The 23,907-nt window shown below is 45.7% G+C and carries 18 protein-coding genes and 1 tRNA gene; 13 read left to right on the top strand and 6 right to left on the bottom strand.

All coding sequences use genetic code 11. The features are described from left to right. Positions 1-167: 167 nt before the first annotated feature. From L3C95_RS00430 to L3C95_RS00405, 6 genes are all read left to right on the top strand, one after another. Positions 168-2,381 (top strand): tetratricopeptide repeat protein, encoded by a 2,214-nt coding sequence (locus L3C95_RS00430; RefSeq protein ID WP_236384079.1) that lies wholly within the window; start codon positions 168-170, stop codon positions 2,379-2,381. A gap of 180 nt (positions 2,382-2,561) precedes the next feature. Then, a complete protein-coding gene (locus L3C95_RS00425; RefSeq protein ID WP_236384078.1) occupies positions 2,562-3,968 on the top strand; it encodes a sensor histidine kinase in 1,407 nt (468 codons plus the stop codon). A 79-nt stretch (positions 3,969-4,047) separates the two neighbouring features. Then, positions 4,048-6,057: a histidine kinase dimerization/phosphoacceptor domain -containing protein gene (locus tag L3C95_RS00420; RefSeq protein ID WP_236384077.1), complete on the top strand. Its 2,010-nt coding sequence runs from the start codon at positions 4,048-4,050 to the stop codon at positions 6,055-6,057. A gap of 1 nt (position 6,058) precedes the next feature. Then, entirely contained in the window at positions 6,059-7,498 is a 1,440-nt protein-coding gene (locus L3C95_RS00415) for a sigma-54-dependent transcriptional regulator (RefSeq protein ID WP_236384076.1), read from the top strand. 506 nt (positions 7,499-8,004) lie between these two features. Continuing rightward, the gene (locus L3C95_RS00410; protein WP_236384075.1) at positions 8,005-8,490 is read left to right on the top strand and encodes a hypothetical protein; all 486 of its coding nucleotides are present in this window, start codon (positions 8,005-8,007) and stop codon (positions 8,488-8,490) included. Positions 8,491-8,517: 27 nt separating this feature from the next. Then, positions 8,518-8,814, top strand: coding sequence for a hypothetical protein (locus L3C95_RS00405; RefSeq protein ID WP_236384074.1), 297 nt, complete (start codon positions 8,518-8,520; stop codon positions 8,812-8,814). Positions 8,815-8,824: 10 nt separating this feature from the next. Here L3C95_RS00405 and L3C95_RS00400 read toward each other — a convergent pair whose 3' ends face one another. From L3C95_RS00400 to L3C95_RS00390, 3 genes are all read right to left on the bottom strand, one after another. Next, entirely contained in the window at positions 8,825-9,886 is a 1,062-nt protein-coding gene (locus L3C95_RS00400; protein ID WP_236384073.1) for an ATP-grasp domain-containing protein, read from the bottom strand. A gap of 78 nt (positions 9,887-9,964) precedes the next feature. After that, positions 9,965-10,717 carry a hypothetical protein gene (locus L3C95_RS00395; protein ID WP_236384072.1) on the bottom strand — a complete coding sequence of 251 codons (753 nt, stop codon included), beginning with the start codon at positions 10,715-10,717 and terminating at the stop codon, positions 9,965-9,967. Positions 10,718-10,749: 32 nt separating this feature from the next. Beyond that, the gene (locus L3C95_RS00390; protein WP_236384071.1) at positions 10,750-11,991 is read right to left on the bottom strand and encodes a multidrug effflux MFS transporter; all 1,242 of its coding nucleotides are present in this window, start codon (positions 11,989-11,991) and stop codon (positions 10,750-10,752) included. 141 nt (positions 11,992-12,132) lie between these two features. Between L3C95_RS00390 and L3C95_RS00385 the strand changes: the two genes are divergently transcribed. Continuing rightward, the gene (locus L3C95_RS00385) at positions 12,133-12,861 is read left to right on the top strand and encodes a YoaK family protein (RefSeq protein ID WP_236384070.1); all 729 of its coding nucleotides are present in this window, start codon (positions 12,133-12,135) and stop codon (positions 12,859-12,861) included. A 156-nt stretch (positions 12,862-13,017) separates the two neighbouring features. Here the strand turns inward: L3C95_RS00385 and L3C95_RS00380 are convergent, their stop codons facing one another. Beyond that, complete coding sequence (locus L3C95_RS00380) at positions 13,018-15,471, bottom strand: glycoside hydrolase family 2 TIM barrel-domain containing protein (protein ID WP_236384069.1); 2,454 nt, start codon at positions 15,469-15,471, stop codon at positions 13,018-13,020. Between the two features lie 194 nt (positions 15,472-15,665). Between L3C95_RS00380 and L3C95_RS00375 the strand changes: the two genes are divergently transcribed. From L3C95_RS00375 to L3C95_RS00365, 3 genes are all read left to right on the top strand, one after another. Further along, a tRNA-Pro gene (locus L3C95_RS00375) sits at positions 15,666-15,739 on the top strand. Positions 15,740-15,864: 125 nt separating this feature from the next. Continuing rightward, positions 15,865-17,106, top strand: a complete 1,242-nt coding sequence (locus L3C95_RS00370; RefSeq protein WP_236384068.1) for an AAA family ATPase — start codon at positions 15,865-15,867, stop codon at positions 17,104-17,106. Positions 17,107-17,633: 527 nt separating this feature from the next. Continuing rightward, positions 17,634-18,077 (top strand): hypothetical protein, encoded by a 444-nt coding sequence (locus L3C95_RS00365; protein ID WP_236384067.1) that lies wholly within the window; start codon positions 17,634-17,636, stop codon positions 18,075-18,077. A 61-nt stretch (positions 18,078-18,138) separates the two neighbouring features. Here L3C95_RS00365 and L3C95_RS00360 read toward each other — a convergent pair whose 3' ends face one another. Then, complete coding sequence (locus L3C95_RS00360) at positions 18,139-18,810, bottom strand: YceI family protein (RefSeq protein WP_236384066.1); 672 nt, start codon at positions 18,808-18,810, stop codon at positions 18,139-18,141. 583 nt (positions 18,811-19,393) lie between these two features. Here L3C95_RS00360 and L3C95_RS00355 point away from each other — a divergent pair. The 3 genes from L3C95_RS00355 (at position 19,394) to L3C95_RS00345 (ending at position 22,787) form a co-directional block, all read left to right on the top strand. Next, the gene (locus L3C95_RS00355; RefSeq protein WP_236384065.1) at positions 19,394-19,555 is read left to right on the top strand and encodes a hypothetical protein; all 162 of its coding nucleotides are present in this window, start codon (positions 19,394-19,396) and stop codon (positions 19,553-19,555) included. A 270-nt stretch (positions 19,556-19,825) separates the two neighbouring features. Beyond that, on the top strand, positions 19,826-21,850 hold the full coding sequence (locus L3C95_RS00350) for an InlB B-repeat-containing protein (RefSeq protein WP_236384064.1): 2,025 nt from the start codon (positions 19,826-19,828) through the stop codon (positions 21,848-21,850). A 223-nt stretch (positions 21,851-22,073) separates the two neighbouring features. Further along, positions 22,074-22,787 carry a hypothetical protein gene (locus L3C95_RS00345; RefSeq protein ID WP_236384063.1) on the top strand — a complete coding sequence of 238 codons (714 nt, stop codon included), beginning with the start codon at positions 22,074-22,076 and terminating at the stop codon, positions 22,785-22,787. Between the two features lie 54 nt (positions 22,788-22,841). Here the strand turns inward: L3C95_RS00345 and L3C95_RS00340 are convergent, their stop codons facing one another. Continuing rightward, a complete protein-coding gene (locus tag L3C95_RS00340) occupies positions 22,842-23,798 on the bottom strand; it encodes a nitrilase family protein (RefSeq protein ID WP_236384062.1) in 957 nt (318 codons plus the stop codon). Positions 23,799-23,907: the final 109 nt, after the last annotated feature.

The following is a 23,907-nucleotide window of genomic DNA, read 5'->3' as shown; positions in this document are numbered from 1 at the left end:
TTGCCATTTTATCGATTCTCTTGTACATATTATCGAATAGAAATAATTATTAAAAACAATATCGGATTATTGTAACTGCCTACAACCTGCAGGGATAAAAACCATTTAATTTTATGTATAGGCTACCGCTGGTACTCCATTTCATGCTTTTGGGCATACTACACTGTATGGGCCAGCCTGGAACCTCTGTCCCTGTATTACGGTATCAGTTGCTGAACGCCAATGCCGATACACAAAAGATCAATATACTGCTGCAAATTGCCAATGCCTACGTGGACAGGGAAGGTGAGAATAAAGCCGATCTGGACAGCGGATTATCATATATAGAACGGGCCGCCCGGCTCGTTAAGCAGGTGAAAAGTACGCATTGGGAGGCCAGATGTCTCTACGCTTACTCAAAAGTTTACCGGGAAAAAAGAATGCCTGATGCAGGTAAGACAGCTATCCTGAAAGCGAGGACCATGCTACAGGCCGCAGATCTGCCGGCAGACCTTGGGGATGTGCTGATGGAGAATGGCAATTACTATTCAATTGATGCCGAATCACAGCTGCAGGAAAAGATCCGCTTGTATGAGGAGGCGCGTGTACAGTACCATAAGGCCGGTGATAAGAAAAATGAAGCCTATGCCATGAGAATGACCGGCGACTGCTACCATTGCTGGGGAAAATTCAGGGAGGCAGTAAGCATTTTAAATCAATCGCTGGCGCTCTATAAAGAAACAGGCAGCACCGACCTGCAGGGGTTATATGACCTGTTGGGTATTATCGCTACAGGTACGGGCGACTATAGCCTGGGTATGACTTATGGGCTGATGGCCGTAAAAACGGCAGAAGAACAGCATGATAGCAGCCTGCAGCTTTGTACTATTTACAACCGGCTGGGCATCACCTATTATCAGCTGGGCGACTACAAGGAGGCGCTGGAGAGCCTGCGCAAGGCGCTGAAAATTGCCAACCGCTATAAAGACACCGCATCTATACTGATTGTAAGTACGAATATTGTCGGCACTTATCTTGAAACCGGGCAGCCGGAAGCAGCCCTCACATTGCTCAATAATATTGTTGAAATATACCGGCAACCCATCTTCAAAGACCGTCTCTGGATCACTGCCAATATGGTAAAATGTTATACCGCCATGCAGCAGTATAATAAAGCAAAAGCGTTTATTCCAAGATTGCAAAGTCTATCCAGGGAGATGTCGGCATATAATTATTACCAGACGATGATCTACGATGCGTTGATCAAATATTACCTGGCCACGCAGCAATACATGGATGCGTCTTACTACTGCTCCCGGCAGGACGACGTATGTAAACACATAGGACTGATCAATTCGCTGTCCCATAATTACTTATGCTGGTTTCGGGCCGATTCTGCGTTAAAAGATTATCCCGCCGCTATTAAACATTACCAGGAGTATAAAATAATGAATGACTCATTATTTCATGTAGCGAAAGCTGGTCAGATCGCCAGGTTACAGGTCCAGTTTGACATCGATAAGAAAAACAAGGATATCCGGCTGCAACAACAGAATATTGAGCAACTGACCCGGCAGGGGCAGCTGCAGCAATCTGCACTGAAAGATGCAAGGCTTACACGCAATCTGATCATCCTGGGAGCCATCTTACTATTGGTGCTGCTGCTGCTGGCCTTGTGCCGCTACGTGATGAAGCAGCAGAATAACAAACAGCTGCAGCAGAAACAGGAGGAAATTTATAAACAGAACCTCTCCCTGCAGCAGCTGATCACCGCGCAGGATAAATTGCTGGAAGAAAAAGAATGGCTGGTAAAAGAGATCCACCACCGGGTGAAAAACAATCTGCAGATCGTTATGAGCCTGTTGAATACCCAGGCTGCCTACCTGCACGATGCAGATGCCCTGGAGGCCATCCGGGAAAGTAAACACCGCATGCAGGCAATTTCCCTGATCCATCAGAAATTATATCAGTCAGAAAACATGGCCCTGATAGATATGCAAACCTATACCCGTGAGTTGATCGGTTACCTGAGCGATAATTTTGAAGACGTACAGCGGATCTATTTTGATCTGCAGATTGCGCCGGTGCAGCTGGACGTATCCCAGGCAGTGCCGGTGGGACTCATACTCAATGAAGCCCTTACCAATGCCATTAAGTATGCGTTCCCGAAAAATGAACAGGGGACTATTGTTGTGTCTTTGGTGTGCACGCTGGACAGCCAGTTCATACTCAGTGTTACCGACAACGGACATGGTTTTCCTCCCGGATTTAATGTGTTTACGCAAGGAGCTATGGGCACGCGTCTTATGGAAACACTGGCAGAACAACTGGAAGGTACTATCAGCATCCGGCAAGAGCAGGGGGTATCTGTGATCGTGTCATTTAAACAACAAATAGGATAAACGGCATGTATAAGACATTGCCTAAACATAAAAAATGTTGTACTTTTCCTGTTCCTCAGGAAGTCGAGCCAATCTTTAAAATACAATGCCAGCTAGCCGTCCCAATATAAGACAAGATCAATTGGCGCAAATAGTAGAAAACCATAGGTTGTAATAGAGATGTATTAAAATAATTTACTTATGAATAGGCTACTGTTGCTTTCCTGTTGTTTGATTGGTTGCTTGTTACGGTGCGAGGCACAGGGTAAACTATTCCCGTCAGAAGTAATGTTGCAAAGGCTTTTGGATGAAACTCCGGATACAGAGGATAATATTGTGCTGGTGAGGGCGCATACCCGTTATGCACCCTTTATGGGAATGAAAAGCGGTAGTACTGATAGCATAACCATCTACACAGAACTGATCAGATATTATCTGGGCAAAAAGCAATATGAAACTGTCCGGCAGTATTCCGCTGCCCTGGCGGAAGCAGCACAAAGGGATGGAAGGCTGGAAGTACTTGCCCGCAGTTATGCCTCCTGGTTTAAGGCCGATTCTGCATTGGGACGTTATGAGGATGCCATTCTGCACTACCAGTTGTATAAGGCATCACATGATTCCTTGTTTAATATAATGAAGCGGCAGCAACTGAACCAGCTGGAGATCCAGTTTAAAACAGAACAGAAAGATCAGGCGCTGAAACTGAAACAACAGAACATTGAGTTGCTGACACGTGAAGCACAGCTGCAGGAAGCCAAATTACAAAGGGCAAGGTTTATCAGGAATGTGATCTTTGGCGGAGCCGGCATGTTGGTGTTGCTGCTCGTGCTGGGATTCAACCGCTACCAGCTGAAACTACGGAGCAACAGGCAGATGAAAGAACAACAGGATGAGATCTATAAGCAAAATCTGTCGCTGCAGGAGCTGATCAGCACACAGGATAAACTGCTGGAAGAAAAGGAATGGCTGCTGAAAGAGATCCATCACCGGGTGAAAAACAACCTCCAGATCGTTATGAGCCTGCTGAACACACAGTCTGCCTTCCTGAACGATAAAGATGCACTGAACGCCATCAGGGAGAGCAGGTACCGGATGCAGGCCATCTCATTGATCCACCAGAAGCTGTACCAGTCAGAGAACATGGCGCTGATAGACATGCATACCTACATCCATGACCTGGTGATATACCTTAAAGAGGGATTCACGGGCATAAACCGGATTAATTTCGATCTGCAGATCGCTCCCGTAAAACTGGACGTATCACAGTCCGTACCTGTGGGGCTGATCCTGAATGAAGCGATCAGCAATGCCATTAAATATGCCTTTGCCGGTAATGGTACCATCCTGGTATCTCTGCAGCAGACAGGTGAACAGCAGCTGACGCTAGTTGTTGCAGATAATGGCAAAGGGTTCCCGGCCGACGGTGGAACGCCTCATAAGAAGTCAATGGGAATAATGCTGATAAAAACATTAACTGAACAATTGGAGGGAACTTTGAACATACAGAGCCATAACGGTGTAATAATTACTGTCAACTTTAAATACCAGGAAAAACAAGCTTTTACCGGACCGGTAGCATTTGAGGAGGAAATCACGGACTATGCCTGAAAAATATGGGGGCCATATTAGCAGCTGCTATAAGTTGGTACGGTGCTTCTGTTTTGTGATATTATGTTCGTGCCCCACTGTGGCAGCAGCGCAATTTAGTTTGATTGAATCGCTTTCTTCCAGGCAGAAAGTGCAGTATGCTGTTCCGGAAGGCGCCGGAGATGCCTGGATGGAACTGGCAAGAAGATATGATACTTATTCGGAGAAGGAGCTCACACAAAAAATTGCCTGTTATGAATTGGCCATTCCACTGTATAAAATGGCTGCCAACAAGCTCAAACTGGCCATGGCATTGCAAATGCTGGGCGATTGCCACAATCACCAGGGTGTGCTGCCGCCTGCTCTGTCAGCACTGGAAGAGGCCCTTGCCGTTTACAGGGAGATTCAGTATCCCGCATTGCAGGGTATCTATGACCTGCTGGGAAATGTACATAGCCAGCTGGGGAATTATAAAATAGCGCTGAAAAATGGTTTTCTGGCAGTAAGGACAGCAGAAGAGCAGCACGATACGACGCTGATGCTGTGCACCATTTACAACAGGTTAGGACTTACCTTCTATCACCTGGCTGACTATATACAGGCGTTGACATATTTTAAAAAATCATTGGGCGTAGCGAAAAAATGGAATGATACCGCTTCTATTCTTACCCTGCTTCCGAACGTTGCCAGCGCGCTGCAACGCCTTGACCGGCCGCAGGAGGCCATCCAGATACTGGAGGATATGGAGAAACGCTACAACATTACTTCTGATGAAGACAAGGTAACTTTGTCGGCAGGCCTGGCCAACAGCTATATCAGTCTGGGGCGGTATGAAGAAGCATATGTTCGTGTGAGAAAGTTAAAATGCTTATCCTGGAGGTTCGGGGCCAACCATTATATGCAGGATGGCATATATACCGCTATGATCAACTATTTCCTGGCTATAAAAGATTACGGGAAGGTAAAATGGTATGGGGGCAATTACGAGACCTATTGTAAAAAAGGTGGGTATGCTTATGAACTGCTAAATGACTATAGATACCTTTTCCGGGCTGACTCCGCCCTGGGGAATTATCCTGAAGCGATTGTCTATTATCAGCAATATAAACAGCTGCAGGATTCTCTCTACGGGGAAGAAAAAACACGGGAGATCGCGCAGCTGCAGATGCAATATGATATGGAAAAAAAAGATCATGACCTGTTGCTGAAAGAACAGCATATACAGATACTCACCCGCCGGGGACTACTGCAAAAGAGTGACCTGCAGCGGGCCCGCCTGGAAGGAAATGTGATCATAGGCGGCACACTGATGCTGGTCATATTGCTGGTGTTGGGGTACAACCGTTACCAGCTGAAGCAGAACATCAACCGGCAGTTGCGGTTACAGCAGCGCGAGATCCGGGAGCAGCATAACTCCCTGCACGTCCTGCTCTGTACACAACGCAAACTGGTGGCAGAAAAAGAATGGCTCGTAAAAGAGATCCACCACCGGGTGAAAGATAACCTGCAGATCATTATGCGGCTGCTGAATGCGCAGGCGGCTCACCTGGACGATGAAAATGCCCTGGCGGCCATTCGGGAGAGCCGGCATCGCATGCAGGCTATTTCTCTTATTCATCAGAAATTGTATTCGTCAGAAAGTATGGCCGTCGTTGAGATGGATAGATATATCAGGGAACTTGTTGCATATTTTGAGGATAGTTTTGCCGGATTACGGCAGATTTCTTTTGATTTGCAGATAGCAGATATATATCTGGAAGTTTGTCAGGCGGTGCCCATCGGCCTGATCCTAAATGAGGCCATTACGAATTCATTCAAATATGCATTCGCTGCCGGTAGTGAAGGCGCCATCTCAGTTAACCTGCAGTATATCTCAGCAGATGATATCCTGCTTTCAGTGAAAGACAACGGGAAAGGCCTGCCGGTGGATTTTGAGAAAAGAAAAAATGCCTCCATGGGCATCATTCTCATGGAAACATTAAGCGAGCAACTGGAGGGAAAACTATCCATTAAGAATAAGGATGGAGTGTCCGTCGTTCTGATATTTAAACCACAACTTAATAGGGAAAAAATTCCCGGCTTACTGAAATTAGTAAACAAAACTGCTTAGTATGGAAGAAAAAATTATGATCGTAGAAGACGAGTTGATTGTTGCGGGCGATATACGATTAACGCTGGAACGAGCCGGCTATAAGGTTTCAGGCGTGGCCCGTTCTGTACACAGGGCCCTGGAGATCATAGAAACGGAAAGACCGGACCTGGTATTGCTGGACATCTACCTGAAGGGAGACCTGACAGGTATAGATCTGGCTGTTGAACTGAATAAAGCAAACATCCCCTTTGTATATCTCTCTGCCAATTGCAACCGCCAGGTGCTGGAAGCCGCAAAAGTGACCCAGCCCTATGGTTTTATTGTGAAACCGTTCCGGGAGAAAGACCTGCTGGTGACACTGGATATTGCCCGCTACCGTTATGAGCATAACCGTGCGCTGAAAGTACAGCCGGGTAATGAAAAGCAGGCAGAATCTCCGCGCTTGCCAGCATTCCAGCCAGATAAAGTGGTGGAGGCGCAGCAAGATGCCCGGCCGCCTATTCCCAATTTTGAAGGCATTATCGGACAAAGTGCGCCGATGTCACGTGTATTTGAACTGATCCGCCAGGTAGCACCGCTGGACACCTCTGTGCTGATATTGGGAGAAACAGGTACAGGTAAAGAAGGCGTGGCAAACTGTATTCATAAATTATCTCCCCGCAAAGCAAAAGCATTCATTAAAGTGAATTGTGCCGCCTTGCCTACTCACCTTATAGAATCTGAACTCTTCGGCCATGAGAAAGGCGCTTTCACAGGTGCATTGGAGAAAAGGATCGGGAAGTTCGAAAGGGCCGATGGCGGTACTATTTTCCTGGATGAAATAGGCGATATGCCGGCAGATCTGCAGGTAAAACTACTGCGTGTATTACAGGAAAAGGAAATTGAAAGGATCGGTGGTAACGGTCCACTGAAAGTCAATGTGCGCATCATTGCGGCTACCAACCGTAACCTGGAGAAAGAGATTGCTGAAGGGCGCTTCCGCCTGGACCTGTATTACAGGTTGCACGTGTTCCCCATCATGCTGTCAGCCCTGCGTGAGCGTCGGGAAGACATCCCGCTGCTCATCAATCATTTCGTGCGCTTATATGCTACCGCCACAGGAAAGATGGTAGAAGGCGTAGCGCCGGTTGCATTGAAGCAACTGATGGACTACAGCTGGCCGGGCAATGTACGTGAACTGCAAAACCTTATAGAAAGAAGTGTATTGCTGGCTCGTGAGAATACAATTAAGGAAGTATCACTGCCGGCGTCTTCTAAGAAAGAAACAGTGGTGGTGGCTGGTGAAACAGATATTAAGACAATTGTGGAATTAGAAAGAGAACACATACTTAGTGTACTGAAAAAGTGTAATCACAAGATATCAGGTCCGGGAGGCGCCGCAGAACTATTGAATCTGCCGCCTTCTACACTGGCCTCAAAAATGAAGAAACTTGGTATTGTGAAGAGACATACTTTATAGTGCTTCCCATAAAAAGTACAACAGAACATGTAATTAGGCAATTGACATTCAGGCGTTAGGAGGGTAGTTTTGTAGAGAAATTAACAGACAGTAAAAGACAGGGATCAACAGACAGAAAATTCATAGGTAAAGAGGATGAACACGTGATTTGGCAGTGTGTGACGGGAGTCAATCAGGAGCTTATAAGGATAGTGAGCAATCTGTAGACGATAGGCAATAGTTCATAGAAGATAGCGCTTGGAAATGAACAACAGCCCAATCAGACATAGTTAAATAGCCAGGAATATTCATCGGAGATTTACTATGGACTATTAGTCTATCGACTATGGAATGCGATGCGTAATGTGATGAGCTGCGGCATTATTTTCAAAGTATATCCTTCCTTTTATTCATACAGTGGAGCTTGATTGTTAATGGCCGTTTCTCTCCAGGAACGGTCCTTTTTTTACTTCAGGCTGCAGGGGTTGTTCGTATATTTGCCTTGAGTAACCCTTAATATGGATGATATGGAAGACAAATCTATTATTGCCGACAAGCTTGATGACCTGGAAGAATTACTGCTGCCAAGAAGAAGGACACTGTTAACCTGGTGGTTGAAGATATTCAGTTATTTCTTTTTATTCGCCGGAGTAGTTGCCCTGGCACTGTACCCACTGATGTTCCTGATGGGAAACGACTATCACGTGTCTTTGTACGGATTGGAGAGTTCGGATAAGCGTTCTTTTATCACGTTGGCAGTAGTGGTATTGTTCGTCTTAAAAGGTGCAGCCTCTTATGGTCTATTGCAGGAAAAGGACTGGGCCATTGAAGTGGGGTTGGTTGACGCGGCAGTGGGTATCCTTGTTTGTCTGTTCGTAGGTTTGTACACAATGTTCGGTACCGGCAGTTATATCGCTTCTTTCAGACTGGAACTTATTTTATTAGTTATCTATCTGATCAAGCTGTTGAAGATGCAGGCAATATGGAAGAAAAGCCCTGCTGGTTACAAATAAATATTTCTATCACCCAAAATAACAGATATGGAACACCATTATGACACTGTTTCGAACGCTATTAACGCGTTAAAAGGACAAGGATATACCGTCGATTTTAACCTGGAAGGAAATTATCTCGTAAATGAGGGAAACAAAATAGGTGTAAATGATTTCAGCATTGTAGACGTATATCGTTATGAGGGCAATACTGATCCATCTGATGAGGCAGCGGTGTATGCCATCGAATCAGCCAACGGTATAAAAGGTATACTGGTAACAGGATATGGTGCTTCCGCAGACGCCTTTACCGTAGAAATGCTGGAAAAACTGAAGGTCAAATAATTTCAGATACTTACATACGCCATTGCTGTCGCAGCATATTTATGAGCAGATCCGGAAAGCTCCAGCCTATTTTCCTTGCTGCTAATGCAGACAGACTGTCTTGATCCTGTCTGTGCGGACGCGCAGCTCCGGTCATATTAGGTTTCATATTCAGATCAAAGATGAAATAATTCCCCTGTTCATCCTGCCGGCAATCTATTCTCACAGGCGCTTTTGCGCCCACCAGGGCGGCAGCAGATTCACACTGTTTGCAAATAGCAATGATCTTTTGTGATTGCAGCTGGGCATCGTCCAGTACCCTGCTGTTGTGGACAACGGCAACAGTACCGTTGTAAGGGGCTATGCCGTTCTGGTGATTAAACCGTTCCACGGCAGGCAGGCTCCAGTAATTGATCTTTTCCTGGCAAACGCCTTTAATCTCATATCGGCCGGGTGGCATGACCGTAATGGTCACTTCCTGCCCCTGCAGGTACTTCTCCACATAAACAGCGCTGCCGTATTTTTCTCCGCTCAGCATCTCCCGGAGGATGGTATCCAGTTCCTCCTGAGTATTGGCAACACGTACACCTTCACTTCCCCTGCCGCGTATAGGCTTCGCCACTACGGGAAAGGAAAAGTTTAACTGATAGTCATACAGGTTGTCCTGGCTGATCAGTACGGCAGGCGGGATGGGTAGATTGTTCTTTTGCAGTAGTTTATTGGTTGTCCATTTGTCGTCGTACAGGTCTGTATTATGGGGCAGTTGGCCAACAGCGGCAATGCCCTTCTTCAGGAACGCTTCCACCGGGTGCCCGTTATATAAGATCGTATTCAGCCATAGTACCTGTGCGCCTTTAGCCAGGGCGTGCAGTATGCCGGCTTCCGTATCAGGAAATACCCAATCAAGATCAATGGAAAGTTGTGGGTGGATCACAGGAGTACTTACGAGCACTTGTTTTTCGCGTAGCGCATAGGCAATATCCGCCCCGCTATCAGAATATCCGCCGGGTTTCATAGGCTTGAGAATGCCATTCCGGGCTGGTGGCTGCTGCGCCTGATAGAGGAGGGCGACTGGGGTTCCGGTTATTGACATGGTCATCTTTTTCAAACGTGTTTATAACGTGAATGTATAAAATTTTACATTCACCTGGCAGCAGTGGCGACAGTCGTATCAGGGTTGTGCAAGTCTTCTTGCCAGTCTTTCATACCTGGCCGGCTGCACAAATATCAGGCTGTTATGATCACTGTACCGCACCAACCGCTCTTTTATATCAGTGCTCATCAGTATTTTGTTCAGTAAGAGGTAAATAGCGGTGTTGTCTGGTGTGCAGCCTTTGGTATTGGAGAATGTAACGGTATGCAGTGTATTGTCCAGTTTGGCGTAGATCGTATACTTGGTCTCAAAGGTGGAGATCTGTTTGAAACCATAACAGATCTCCAGTTTGATATTATTGTCGGCCAGAATGCCGCGCATGGCAGTCGTGATAAGATCACTGTAGTTAACAGGTTCGGCGATGCATTCGTCAGAGAGAGGCGCAAAAACCTTGTTGTATTCCAGCACAGCAATTTCCGGAGAAGCCGCAGTACTTTTCAGGTATTCACCGGGAGCAACCAGTTCCTTTTTGAAGGTTTCCATATCATTGGCAATACGGATATATTCCTGTATGGTGTATTTTGATTGCAACACCGGCATGGCTTCACGATCGCTTTCTGTCGTGCTCCTGCTACTGGTCAGTATCTGTTGCGGCCATGTTCTGGCGATATTACGCTTTAATACATGGAATTCTGCCTCTGTGACCGGATGGCGGGTGTACTTGTAGTTACCAATATCTACATTGATCTTCAGATCGAAGTTCTTATTGGCAGAATGCCTGTTGCATTGAAAACTCAATAGTGCAAGCAGAAATAAGAAAGTCTTTTTCATAGGATATATGGCTGACCGCAAGATAACATCTTTTAGTGAATGGCCACAGCCTCACTGCTTTCCTGTAGTAAAACAGGATTAGTGATCTGTGTACGTCCTGCCAGCAGCATGGTGAGTGACAACACAGCAGTAGCAGCCATGATAACGGTCATCGGCACAGCAGTGGTCATATCAAACAGGCTGCTGATCGTAGAGGCAAGTCCGCCAATACCCATCTGCAGAGCGCCCATCAACGCCGCCGCACTGCCTGCGTTCTTTTTAAAAGGTGCAATACTGAGCGCAGATGCATTTGGATTGACAAATCCGAGGCAGCTCAGGAAAAGGAACAACATGATAATGGTAGAACCTAATCCCAGCCATCCCATATATGTGCCGGCAGAAAAAACGATCCCGACTAATGCCTGCCCAAGCAGGGCAACACGGATGATCTGTTCACTGCGGAAATAGCGTATGGCCAGGCTGTTCAACTGGCTGCAGCCAATTAGTCCAACGGACAGGCCGGCGAAGATCCAGCCGAAATGCTTTTCTGATACATGGAAAATATCCATGAATACTACCGGCGAAGAAGATACATACACAAATAATCCGGAGAAGGCGAGGGCACCAGTCAGCGCATATGTATAAAACTGTGGTTCCCGCATCACTGCCCAGAAACCATTAATAATGGGGCCTGGTTTCAGCGACATGGAGGTATCCGGCTGATGACTTTCCGGCAGAAAGAAAATACAGGTCAGCATCAGAAAAAGTCCCATAAGTCCCAGCGCCACAAATATCATCTGCCAGCCCCAGGCCGCCGTGATATACCCGCCAATGGTCGGCGCCAGCATGGGAGAGGCACTTACTACCAGCATGAGCAGGGCAAATACTTTCGCACTGTCTTTTATCGGGAAGAAGTCGCGCACCATGGCTACAGAAGCTACCGCAGCAGCGCAACTGCCTACTGCCTGAATAAAACGCACTGCCACGAAGAAGTCCAGTGATTTAGCAACGATACAGCCGGCAGAAGCCAGGATGTAAACCGTCAATCCTGCATAAAGCGGTTTCTTTCTGCCAAAACGGTCCAGCAGCGGACCATAAAGTAATTGTCCGGCAGATATACCGATGAAATAGCTGGCAAGAGAAAGTCCTATCCTGGCTGTGGTCGTGTGCAGGTCTTCTGCAATGGCCTGGTAGCCGGAAAGGTACATATCAATCGAAAATGGCCCAAGCGCCGTCATTGTTCCTAGTATCAGTATCAGCGACCAATACTTCCGGCTCGTCATATTAGCTTCCATTGTTCATATTTAAGGTTGCAAAATTATTTAAACATATCGGGAAATTTCAATCTATCTATTTCTAGATAGGAATGGAGCAAACAGGACAAAATACTGGCATTACTCTTGCCGCCTCCATCATCTCATCAACCCACTTCTTGTATGCTTCGCGATGAACCCGGGCAGCGCAGCCTTAAAAAGAATCTGATGCTGGCTTCCTCTACCGCTTCTGTGGCCGGAATGACCAATGTGGTAGGGGTAATGGCCTTCTTATCTTTTGTCTCGAATGTCACCGGCCATGTTGCTACCCTGGCAGGAAAGATCACGGAGCAGGATATGGCGGAAGTATACACGGTGCTGTATTGGTTATTCATGTTCTTTTTCGGCGCTTTCGTTTCCAACTTTATTGTCAAATCCCTGGACTACAGAAGCGCTTATTTCGCACACTCGACACCGATCGTGCTCGAGATCATTATTCTGCTGGCAGTGGCCATTTATGGTAATGATGTGTATAACGGCAGTGATTTACAGCGGGAGGCGATCACGGGAGCGGTACTGTTCTGTATGGGATTGCAGAATGGCCTGGTGTCGAGGATTTCCGGTGGATTAATCAAAACATCCCATCTTACTGGCCTGATCACAGATCTGGCGGGTGAATTGTCTGATCTATTACATCCGCAGGTGGAGAATACCCGTGTATTGAGAGAGAAGATCTACATCCGTGTAACGGTGCTGGTATTTTTCATTATAGGAGGGATATTGGGAGGGTATCTGTTTAACGCGATAGGGATGGCTACTTTTTTTGTGATCCCTATGGTACTGCTTACAATCCTCCTTTATGACATATACCCGGTATTGTTACACCGTCTGAGGAAGTGGTGGATTACATGAGAGAGTAGGGTAAAATTATACCAGTTGAACGGAAATTCAACTGGTATAATGGTCAGATTTATGTCAATTTTGTCAGTCAGGCTCCGGATGATCACTGCCCGAAGCTCGAGAGAACAAGCAGAGAAGAAGCAGAGAAGACGGAGAGAACAAGCAGGCTTATTTTGCCCGGATGTTTATTTTAGCCGTTTTAAGCCCCTCACCCTCGATCTGGATGCTTATGTCGCCTGGTCGTCCATTTGCTCTTAAAATGGCTAATCCGCGTCCTCTGAAGGTAGTCAGCGCCGGTTGCTGGAAACTGGCGGGACAATTTGGACAGGCGCTACCGGCAGCTGCCAGTGTGGCTTGCCCGTTGACGGTGATCTTTAATGGTAAATTCGCATTGGGTACAATTCTTCCCAGATTATCTACAACATCCACATTCACATATACCAGTTCGTTCGCATCAGCAGGAATCTGTGTACGGTCGGCCGTTAGTTTGATGCCTTGTGGCGGATTGGTAAGTACAAGCGTCTTCACACCGATCTCATTGCCTTTGCTGTCATATGCAAAGGCTGTCAGCACGCCGGGCGTATAGGGAATGTCAAAGGTTGCTGTCAACGGAGTACTGTCTGATACGGTTTTTGTCGCCACCCGGAAGTCGTTCAATACAAGTTCAACTTTCTCACCTCTTGTAAAGACCCTTACCTGCATATTTTTACCGTTCATGCCCGGCCATGTCCAGGAAGGTACTTCGTCGGGCCATCCCCACCAGCTCACTTTTTCTTTCATTCCCTCAGGGATGGGCGTATGTACCAGCATTTCCACATTGCTTCTTCCCCATACCACATCCCGGAAGTAGGATTGAGGTTTTTTATTACCGATCAGGTCTATGTCGCCACACCAGGCATTGAACCAGGGGAACGTAAGCCTTCCCTGTCCCTTGCCGGTATATGTGCTATGCCCTATGCCTGCTTCTCCCAGGTAGTCCATTGCTGTCCACACGAAATCGCCTATCACAAAGGGAAGTCCCTGCACCTGGTTCCAGGCATGATACAACTCTGCCGGAACGGTTTCTGAGCCATACATCACACGGCCGGGTACACGTCTTTCGTCTATCGCATAGTTACGCCATTGGTAGTTATATCCTGCCACGTCCAGCAGTGAGAAGGAAGCATCTGTGGCGGTCCATTTATAGGGCCTTTCCCAAAACTCATTTTCTGCTTCTGTAATAGCGCGGGTGCTGTCCAGGCGGCGTATCTCTTTCACCATCTGGCGGGTGAGCACGAGTCCCGCACTATCTGCCCGTTCAGGTATCTCATTCCCTATACTCCACATGATGACACTCGGATGGTTCCTGTCGCGCAGTATCATGCTTTGCACGTCGCGTTGCCACCAGGCTTTAAAGAACCGGTGATAGTCCTGCGGATGTTTCTGATTCATCCACATATCAAAAGCCTCGTCGATCACCAGCATACCAAGCCGGTCGCAGGCCTCCAGGAATTTTTCAGAAGGAGGGTTATGGCTGGTGCGGATAGCGTTGAACCCGTAAGCCTTCATCAATTCCACTTTCCTTTCTTCCGCCCGGTCAAAGGCAGCAGCTCCCAGCAGGCCGTTGTCATGATGCAGGCAACCGCCTTTCAGCAGTACTTTCTCACCGTTGATGGTCAGTCCCCTGGTGGCGTTTATACTGATCTTCCGGATACCTGTTTTTATTGCAAGACGGTCTGCGGATGCGCTGTTCTTTATGTTGGTGGTATCGGTTAGACTGATCTCTGTGCTGTACAGGTAGGGCCTTCCCGGCGACCATAATGCCGGGTTATTGACAGTGAGTTGTTTAATGACAGTGGTGGTGTCGCCTGCAGTAATGCTGACAGGCTGTGACGCATATGCCACTACCTGGCCGGTACTGTCCTTCAGCCGGATCTGTAGCATGCGCTGTGCGGTAGCTGTGCCGCTGCCTGTCATGGCTGTGGCTATTTGTACGAGGGCTTTTTGTTTGCCAGCTTCCTGGCAGGTGATGAACGTGCCCTCTTTTATCAGGTGCACAGGAGGAGGCATCAGCAGATGTACATGCCGGTAGATACCTGCTCCGGTATACCATCGTGAATTGAGGCCCTCATTTTTTACCCGGACTGCCAGCACGTTCTTTTGTCCGGGAGCTGCCAGGTACGGTGTCAGGGCGTAGGTGAAGGGCGTATAACCATAGGGGTGGTTGCCCAAATGATGTCCGTTGATCCAGACGTCGCTGTCCATGTATACTCCCTCAAAGCGGATGGCAACGGTTTGTCCGGCGGGAAGAGCCGGCAGGACGAACTGTTTCCGATACCAGGCGGTGCCACCCACAACGTAGGCGCCGTGCTCCTGGGCCGGGCTGTATTTGTAGAAAGGACCGATGATGGTGCTGTCGTTCTGTCCGGGGAGATCTTCAATAGCCCAGTCATGCGGAAGGTGCAGCGTCCGCCAGCCAGCATCGGGATAGTTGGGCTGTTCTGCGCCGGTCAGACTGTCTTTTTTGAATCGCCAGTTGTCGTCGAAAAGCTGTTCCCTAACCAGCGGCAATTTTTTTGTTTGTCCATAGGATTGCAGGGCGAGCGCCAGGCTGCCCAGCCAGAATAGTTTAGCAAGGCTCATAGTATTCTACATTTTTCCAGTGTGGGCGCGTGTTTCCGTCTTTCCGGAAATGCGTCTCACTGACCGCGGCCGAAAGTTATTTTAAAAAATCTGATATTTTTTTTGAATCATTTTTGGTTATATCAAAAAATCATCTACCTTTGCAATCCCAAACATCGAAAGCGATGGCAACAAAGCGAGATGTTTAACGGGTTCGGGGCGTAGCGTAGCCCGGTATCGCGCCTGCTTTGGGAGCAGGAGGTCGCAGGTTCGAATCCTGCCGCCCCGACAAAAAGGAGATCAGAGATGATCTCCTTTTTTGTTTTTGCCTATTTCGAGTCTACGATTTTTCCTAATTGAGGTATATTTGGTCTACACCGGTCAGGGAAAAATTTAAGATGTTAATCTGTACGAATGGAAAAAATCAAGATTCAGAATTTCGCAGGTATAAAGGCGATGGAATTTGAGTTTAATTCCATCAATATTCTTATTGGTCCTCAGGGATCGGGAAAGAGTGTTACTGTGAAATTGCATTACTTTTTCAAGGATTTTTTCAAAGAATTGAGGAAGAATGTAGAGGAAGAAGAGTCTGAACAGGAACTTGACAATGCGCAGAAAGAGAAGTTTATTAAATTTTTTCCCAGAGACACATGGTCAGAGGGCGACTTCGACATTACTTATTTTGCCAATGATATTTGGATCTCTTTAAAACAAGTAAATAATCAAATTAAGCTTGAATATTCAGAGAACTTAAGGGAGGCAATTCATAGAATCAAGAAAAGGTATTCGGAAGGAAAAATTGAAAATAACGAGCTGGACATCCACAGGGTGTCCCGTGAAATAGATTTGCGGGAAGGAGTTAGTGGATTGATAAAAGAAGAAATTGGAAATAGCCCAATCCATAATCAATTCTTTATACCTGCTGGCAGAAGTTTTTTTGCCAATATTCAAAAAAGCATCTTCTCATTTTTAAATGACAATAGGTTCCTCGACCCGTTTCTCATTGAGTTTGGTGCTACCTATGAGGTCATGAAAGGGCTTCTTGTAAAATCTGAGGAGTCCGTAGACAAGGAGTTTGATAAAATTAGTGCCTGGATTTTAAATGGTGCTTACGTCAGAGAAAATAATAAAGACTATCTGATACATAAGGACAATCGTAAAGTTAACCTGTCAAATGCGTCTTCAGGCCAACAGGAAACACTACCTTTAATATTGATTTTAAAAGGTTTAAATAGTTTGCGGTCCAGCTCCAATGGCGAAATGGCCACTATCTATATTGAAGAGCCAGAAGCCCATTTATTTCCTGATGCACAAAAGGCAATTGTACAGCTGCTTGCACGTGTTTTTAATAACAAGCGGAACGACTTCCAGATATTTGTGACCACGCACAGTCCTTACATTTTATCTTCTTTTAATAATTTATTGGAAGCAGGAAGATTAAGCGAGTTGAAATCAGAGAAAGCTAAGGATATCGCGAAAATTGTTCCGGCAGCTGAGCAATTAAAACCTGGGTTATTAACTGCCTATTCTTTAAGTAATGGCAAAAAGGAAAATCTTATTGATAAAGAAACTAACCTCATTATACAAACGATACTAGACAATATTTCAAACGATATAGCAATAGAATTCGGGAAACTTTTAGATATCGAGTTTTAATGACAAACACAAATTGTAGGTTAACTTCCAATAATAAGATCTTCACATTCAAAGAGCAAAGAAGTGAGCTTATTTTAAAAAACGCAGATCAGGTAGATTCAGTCAAAAATCCATGTGGATGGTTGTGAAATAACTGAGGGCCTTCGGTGTGATTATCTCCATCTGGCTAAGGAGATTGAATTCTACATTGAGTTAAAGGGACAGGATTTGCTCCATGCTATAAAACAGCTGGAAAGAACTATTAGTTTATTAGGCGCCAAAGACAAACAGCAAAAGAGAATGTGTTATATTATTTGCACGCGAAGCCCATTGGCGTCAACAGAAATACAGCAACATGATCGTCAGTTTCGGGCAAAGTTTAATTCAAAGCTGGTGATCAAGTCAAGTCCTTATACTGACAGTTATTAAAGTTGTAGCGGTTGGGGGGGCGATAAAGTACAATTGAAAAAAATATTTATATATTCCATCCGGAAGACTATTTTCGGTACGCATTGTAATCGCATTATCACCTATATCAAACCTTTAACATGACAAATATCTTTAAGCCGGATTACGAACATTGGGAAGGGGTAGCGAAATATAAGATCTACCTTCTAAGGTTATTGTATGTATTGATGTTCCTTTTCCTTGGGAAGGATGCATGGATTTTTATAGTTAGGCATAAAGGGGCATGGGACCCAGCTCAGGCAATGAACTTCACTATCTGGGCATCTTATTCAGTATTGTCATTTTTCGGAATCCTACATCCGCTTAGAATGCTACCTATCGTGATGCTCGAAATACTTTATAAAACGATTTGGTTGATAATAGTGGCTTATCCACTATGGGTGTCAAATCAGTTAGCAGGTTCACCTGCTGAAGGAATGACGTTTGTTTTTGCACTGGTGGTGTTGCCGATTATTGCAATGCCGTGGAAGTATTTTGTAAAGAAGTATGTTCTTGTGCTTAGAAAGAATGGCAGTCAGGGATGAATGACACAGCCCGGCATGTGTTAAATGCCGGGCTGTTTCTTATATAAAGTCCTTCAGAAAATTATTTCTTCACGGCTTTCAGGTTAAAACCGATTTCAACATCTTTGCTGATTACCCAGTTTTCAGGGCTACCTTCCGTTTTATAGTTGATACCCCATGCAGTTCTGTCTATCACAAATTTTGCAGTAGCGGTAACGTCGTTTTCTCCAACAGTGATCTGTGCAGGGAAAGTGATGTTCAGGGTGCTGTCTTTCAGGGTCAGGTTACCACTGATAAGATTAGTAGCGCCAGGAAGAAGACTTTTCTCTTTGGTGCTATCGTACGGAGTAACACCGGTGATAACGAATTTAGCTGTAGGGTGGTTAGCTGCATCGAAGAAGTCAGGGCTTTTCAGATGGCCATCCAGATCAGTTGATTTTTTGTCTGGCTCTGTAACAGATGACGGATCGGTGGTCAATGTGTTCAGGTTTACATCAAAGCTACCGCCGGTAACAGCTCCGTTTTCAACGTTGAGACTACCATCTACGACTTTGATGCTTCCAAAGCGTGGCGCAAATCCACCTTTGTGTGTAGCACGCCAGCTAACGGAAGTGGCGGTTGTGTCAATGGTGTAAGCGACGCCAGTGGCTGCCGCAGCTTCTTTCTTTTCTTCTGTTTTCGCCTGATCTGTGGAGGCGCCACCACATGCGGCCAATGTAAGCAGCAGGATAAAAGCGGGGACTGTTTGCTTCATATATTTGAGTTTACGTTAAAAATGAACTGGTATGCTGTCCCAAATTAAGTAATTGAATTTAACTAACAAAGCAGGAAGCTACTATCCTAAGATGCAACGAATAATGATACAACTCATCCCTTCGTGTCCTGGTTCTGTATTTCAAAGATAAATTTATTGACCATTACTGTCGTTACCGGGAGTCTAGATAAGCAGTGATCCTGCAATGTTAATACAACATAATCAGGCTTATGCCATAAATTAAATTTCTCCTGCATCTGATAAAATGCATTAATAATAACTGGTTCATTCTAAAAGAATTATGCCCGCAATTTTCATTCTGTATGCAAATTATCAGTATATTTAACATCAGACTGACCTCAAAATGCAAAGACTAAGAAAACCATATTTGTACACTAATTAATCAACCTTGAATACCATTATCTAACGAGACCTTATCTGATAACCGCACGGCAATAGCCAGGTGCTTTTAATAAATCATGACTACTAATAAACCATACGCAGCAGCAGTGATGCTTGCTTTGTAATGCTATTGCCCTGTTTTCACTTTTCGCATCATGAATGATCAAATCATCCTTTAACAATGAAGGAAATCCTGCAACAAAGGATATGGCCGCTAGCCGTTATTATCGCATTGATCATTCTTATTGGATTGATAATGGCTCGCCGCAGAGCCACTAAAACAGTCGTCGATTCGCCTAAGCAATCATCTGAAATTTCCACGCAGCAAAAAAAGAAGAAATAATAGGAGGGTAAAAAATGAAAGGAGAAGTTACGGCCCGTTTCCGGGCTGTTTCTTTTTTATATAGCATGTAGCTTATACTGTCTGAAACCCTGCCTGCACATAAATAATTCCGGCAACGATTGCGTAAATAAATTATCAGCAGGATAAGAAAAACCAACAAAAATTAAGGAACTTGACGCTGTGAACAATTACGTTGCCCGGGCACTATGGCATTTTAACTGCCGTTCCACTTTATGAGTTTTTTTTAACCAATATCATAAAACAAACCCTATGCAATTAAATCGCTTACTCTCAGTGGCGCTAAGTGCCGTCGTATGCCTTGCCAGTTTATCCGCGCATAGCCAACAATGTGCTGTCGTTGGCTGGGCAAGTCAAAATGGAGGTGTAACAGGCGGCGGAACAGCTGCTGCCACAGTTGTTACCAATTACAATGATTTTAAAACCGCTGTTACTTCTGCTGCTGTAAAGGTTGTCCATATATCGGGTACCATTACTTTCCCGGCCGGCGGACGTATCAGTTTTCAGGACCAGTCAGGAAAGACTATTTATGGTTTGCCTGGCTCCAGATTAGTATCAAGTGATCAGACAAAAGATGGTTCAGGTCTGTTAAGCGTAAAAAGATGTTCGAATATCATCTTCCGGAACATCATATTTGAAGGCCCCGGTGCTTATGATGCCGACGGTTGGGATAACGTAACCCTGGACGCCAGCACAAATATCTGGGTAGATCATTGCGAATTCCAGGATGGTATGGATGGTAACCTGGATATTAAAAACGCGTCGGATTATATTACTGTAACCTGGTGTAAGTTCATTTACAACAAAACACCAAGGCCCGATGGTCCGGGTGGTTCAGACGATCACAGGTTCTCTAATCTCTTTGGCTCCAGTGATGGTGCTACCGGCGACAGAGGGAAGCTGCGTATTACTATGCAGCACTGCTGGTGGGCACAAGGCTGTAAGGCCCGTATGCCAAGAGTGCGGTTCGGAAAGGTGCATGTGGTCAACAACCTTTTTAATAGTACCGTTGCATCACAATGTGTGATGGCTGGCTTTGAGGCAGACCTGCTGATAGAAAGCAATGTCTTTGAAAATGTTGCCAGCCCCATAGATCTGATGGATAATACATTTACGGCTATCACTTCCAGGAATAACACTTTTACCAATACCTCCGGCAATACTGCCGGTAGTGGTACGGCATTTACACCTCCTTATTCGCTGACAGTAACACCTGCTGCGCAGGTAAAAGGCCTGGTTACAGCCAGTGCAGGCGCTACACTGACAAGTAATTCCTGTGGTGGTACGAATCCCAACCCTGATCCTACCACGTATACACTTGCTGTTACTGCAGTACCCGCTGCTGGTGGTAGCATAACAGGCGCCGGCACTTATGATTCCGGTACTGTGGTGACTGTAACCGCAGTCCCTGCATCAGGTTATACTTTTACAGGATGGAGTGGCGCAGCCACAGGAACATCTTCCTCCGTCAGCATAACAATGAACAGTAACAAATCTGTTACTGCCAATTTCCAGGCACAGGATCCAGGTGGTTCCGGCACTATCAGGATTGAAGACAATGCTACCACTGCCCAGGGCCTTTGTGCATACGAAGGTTCCATCAGCAATAATAGTGGCGCCAGCAATGGCAGGGTGATCAACCTGACCAATTCTGCTGGTAAAGGCGTGGATTGGAGGGTGACTGCGCCTGCTGCAGGTACCTATACGCTGACCTGGCGTTATGTGAACAGTAGCAGCAGCAACGCATATACTATGGCGCTGATAATAAACGGTGCTACGGTTAACAGTTCACAGTCGTTCCCAAGAACCAGCGGCAGTACAGTATTTGCGAACGCAACAGCGACAGTGTCATTAAATGCTGGTGCTAATACTATCCGGCTGCAGTCAGTAGCATCGAGTGCTACTGCCGATATCGACTGGATTGAAATAACAGGCAATGCGCCATCAGCGGCCAATTGTACCGGTACAACAGCCAGTACCCTTGCTATGTTGCTGCCCGGTAATACGACTGAAAGTCGGGAACTCACAGGTATCTACCCTAACCCGACAAGCAGTAACGCTACTATAAATGTGACATTAGGCAAAAATGAGCAGGCTGCTATAAGGATTTATGATGCACAGGGCCGTTTGGTAGAGAATGTTGGTATTGTCAGATCTGTTGCCGGTGGCACACAGAAGGTAGTCCTAAATCTAAGCAACAGGACACCAGGATTGTATTATGTAACTGTAATAGGTAACAAAGGATTGAAATCCAACTATAAACTGGTTGTGAAATAGCCTATTAGTCAGATGAAAGGAAAGGCCGGGATAGATCAGTTCTACTCCGGCCTTCCTTTTATTGTATTGATAATAAAGTGAAAATAAGCCTGTATTTATCCTGTTCCACTTTTTTTAAAAAAAATCTGCTGCCCCGTAGGAGTTTTCCAATATCCCCTGTCTTACTGTAAAATATTCACCAATTCACCTTTAAAACAAGTTCAAAGTTAAAGCCAATCGAACCATGAAAAAGATGCTGATTTTATTAGTAATGTGTACCTGTGTATTCGCCTGCAGTAAAGATGACAATGACTCTCCTGATTCCAGAAACGCATACCAGCCAGGCGATATGGTAACAGTAGACGAAACTGTTATGTACACCGGTAATACTCCTATATATGACAAAGCACTCATTAAAGATTATTTGACTCGCAGGGGGCGCGCTTCGGCCTACATATTAGATGCTGCTACCGGCTCAGGGGCTCATCTATCCTCTTATACGCTGGAATTCCAGGGCGAGAAAAATGTATTACTGGGAAATATACAAACAGAGATCATCAGTAAGAATGATACATTAATGATGCTGGCAGCGGTAGATTTTAAGGAAGATAGTCCAAAGCCTAATAACAATGTGGCTGATTCAATTATTAACCTGGTACAACTAGACGGTCCGGCGTCAGAGTGTCCGACTTATTACACTGATCCCTGTAAGTATAGAAAGAAATACCCGGTGAGGATCATAAATGGCCAATATTATCTTGCATATGTAGTGGCAACGGCCACTTCAACCTGGTGGAAGCCTTCGCCGTTTGGAGTACCGATGGAACTGACCGACTTAAGTCACCTGGCCGGACCAGCTATGCTTTTTAACAGTAAAGTGATTTCCAAATTGAGCCAGGAAAACAATAGAGACACACTTGTGGTGCAGATACTGCGCCGTCCTCTAACCAAGCAATAGAAACAGTGATAATGAATCAGGTCGCCCGTTTCCGGGCGGCCTTTTTTAATGCCTTTATTCTTCGGAAGGCTGCATCCATACCACTTTTTGTACTGCTTTATGGGGTGCAGAAAGAATCGCTCCATACAAGTCTGTTCGTCTTGCATTCCTGTAACGGTGGCCGCCAGCCTGCCTGAGTTTCTCTGGCGTAAGTGTGGCAATCGCGATGTCGTCACCTAAACGCCTGCACTCTGCAATGACATCTCCGAATGGATCAAGGATCATAGAGCAGCCGTTCTTCAATTGGTCGTCATCCATGCCAATAGGATTTGAGAAGATGGCGTAAATGCCGTTGTCATATGCCCTGGCTGGCAACCATTTCATTAACCAGCTGCGGCCTTTTAATCCGTCGAATTCCGCACGCAGAGTCGTCGGGTCTGTCTCCCGGGTGGCCCATAGCGCAGGATCTACAAAGCCGGCTCCCGGCCGGGTGGAAGGTGTGCACATCGTTACATGCGGCATGAAAATAATATCGGCTCCCAACAAAGCAGTAGCCCGGACATTTTCAATGACATTATTGTCATAGCAGATCAATATGCCGCATTTCCATCCCAGCAGGTCAAACACAACATATTCGTCGCCAGGTGTAAGGTGTGGATTAATGAAAGGATGCAGCTTGCGATATTTAGCCAGCAAGCCCGTTTTATCTACACATACATATGCTTTGTACAGCTTACCGTCATCTGTTTTTTCAAACAGTCCCGCCAGGATCGCAATATCGAGTTCTTTTGCAATGGCAATTAAAGCCTGTATGCTTTCTCCATCGGGAATAGATTCAGCAATGTCAGTTAGTTGTTGCTTGTCCAGATGCCGGGCAAATGTATAACCTGTGATAGAGCATTCATGAAAAGCGATCACCTGCGCACCCTGTGATTTTGCCTGTGCGGAAAGGGAACGGATGACACTGAGGTTATAAGTTTTATCGTTGCTTCGGTTTTCAAACTGTGCAGTAGCTATTTTTATTGGCAGCATGTGGAATGATTGTGTTGTGTAAATTAATACATATTTTGTTGGCGGATAAAATTGATTACATATATCATATCATAAAAAAGGGCTTTATTTTAGCCCACAGTCAATCGGC

This window comes from Chitinophaga filiformis (assembly GCF_021646545.1).
Classification (GTDB): domain Bacteria; phylum Bacteroidota; class Bacteroidia; order Chitinophagales; family Chitinophagaceae; genus Chitinophaga; species Chitinophaga filiformis_A.
This window is presented reverse-complemented; position numbering and strand designations above follow the sequence as displayed.

Excerpts from the sequence above, each read along its gene's own strand:
- L3C95_RS00370 (WP_236384068.1), top strand. The coding sequence starts at position 15,865 with ATGGAAAAAATCAAGATTCAGAATTTCGCAGGTATAAAGGCGATGGAA.
- L3C95_RS00360 (WP_236384066.1), bottom strand. The coding sequence starts at position 18,810 with ATGAAGCAAACAGTCCCCGCTTTTATCCTGCTGCTTACATTGGCCGCA.
- L3C95_RS00410 (WP_236384075.1), top strand. The coding sequence starts at position 8,005 with ATGGAAGACAAATCTATTATTGCCGACAAGCTTGATGACCTGGAAGAA.
- L3C95_RS00350 (WP_236384064.1), top strand. The coding sequence starts at position 19,826 with ATGCAATTAAATCGCTTACTCTCAGTGGCGCTAAGTGCCGTCGTATGC.
- L3C95_RS00390 (WP_236384071.1), bottom strand. The coding sequence starts at position 11,991 with ATGGAAGCTAATATGACGAGCCGGAAGTATTGGTCGCTGATACTGATA.
- L3C95_RS00400 (WP_236384073.1), bottom strand. The coding sequence starts at position 9,886 with ATGTCAATAACCGGAACCCCAGTCGCCCTCCTCTATCAGGCGCAGCAG.
- L3C95_RS00355 (WP_236384065.1), top strand. The coding sequence starts at position 19,394 with ATGAAGGAAATCCTGCAACAAAGGATATGGCCGCTAGCCGTTATTATC.
- L3C95_RS00340 (WP_236384062.1), bottom strand. The coding sequence starts at position 23,798 with ATGCTGCCAATAAAAATAGCTACTGCACAGTTTGAAAACCGAAGCAAC.
- L3C95_RS00385 (WP_236384070.1), top strand. The coding sequence starts at position 12,133 with ATGCTTCGCGATGAACCCGGGCAGCGCAGCCTTAAAAAGAATCTGATG.
- L3C95_RS00365 (WP_236384067.1), top strand. The coding sequence starts at position 17,634 with ATGACAAATATCTTTAAGCCGGATTACGAACATTGGGAAGGGGTAGCG.
- L3C95_RS00415 (WP_236384076.1), top strand. The coding sequence starts at position 6,059 with ATGGAAGAAAAAATTATGATCGTAGAAGACGAGTTGATTGTTGCGGGC.
- L3C95_RS00395 (WP_236384072.1), bottom strand. The coding sequence starts at position 10,717 with ATGAAAAAGACTTTCTTATTTCTGCTTGCACTATTGAGTTTTCAATGC.
- L3C95_RS00405 (WP_236384074.1), top strand. The coding sequence starts at position 8,518 with ATGGAACACCATTATGACACTGTTTCGAACGCTATTAACGCGTTAAAA.
- L3C95_RS00380 (WP_236384069.1), bottom strand. The coding sequence starts at position 15,471 with ATGAGCCTTGCTAAACTATTCTGGCTGGGCAGCCTGGCGCTCGCCCTG.
- L3C95_RS00430 (WP_236384079.1), top strand. The coding sequence starts at position 168 with ATGGGCCAGCCTGGAACCTCTGTCCCTGTATTACGGTATCAGTTGCTG.
- L3C95_RS00425 (WP_236384078.1), top strand. The coding sequence starts at position 2,562 with ATGAATAGGCTACTGTTGCTTTCCTGTTGTTTGATTGGTTGCTTGTTA.
- L3C95_RS00345 (WP_236384063.1), top strand. The coding sequence starts at position 22,074 with ATGAAAAAGATGCTGATTTTATTAGTAATGTGTACCTGTGTATTCGCC.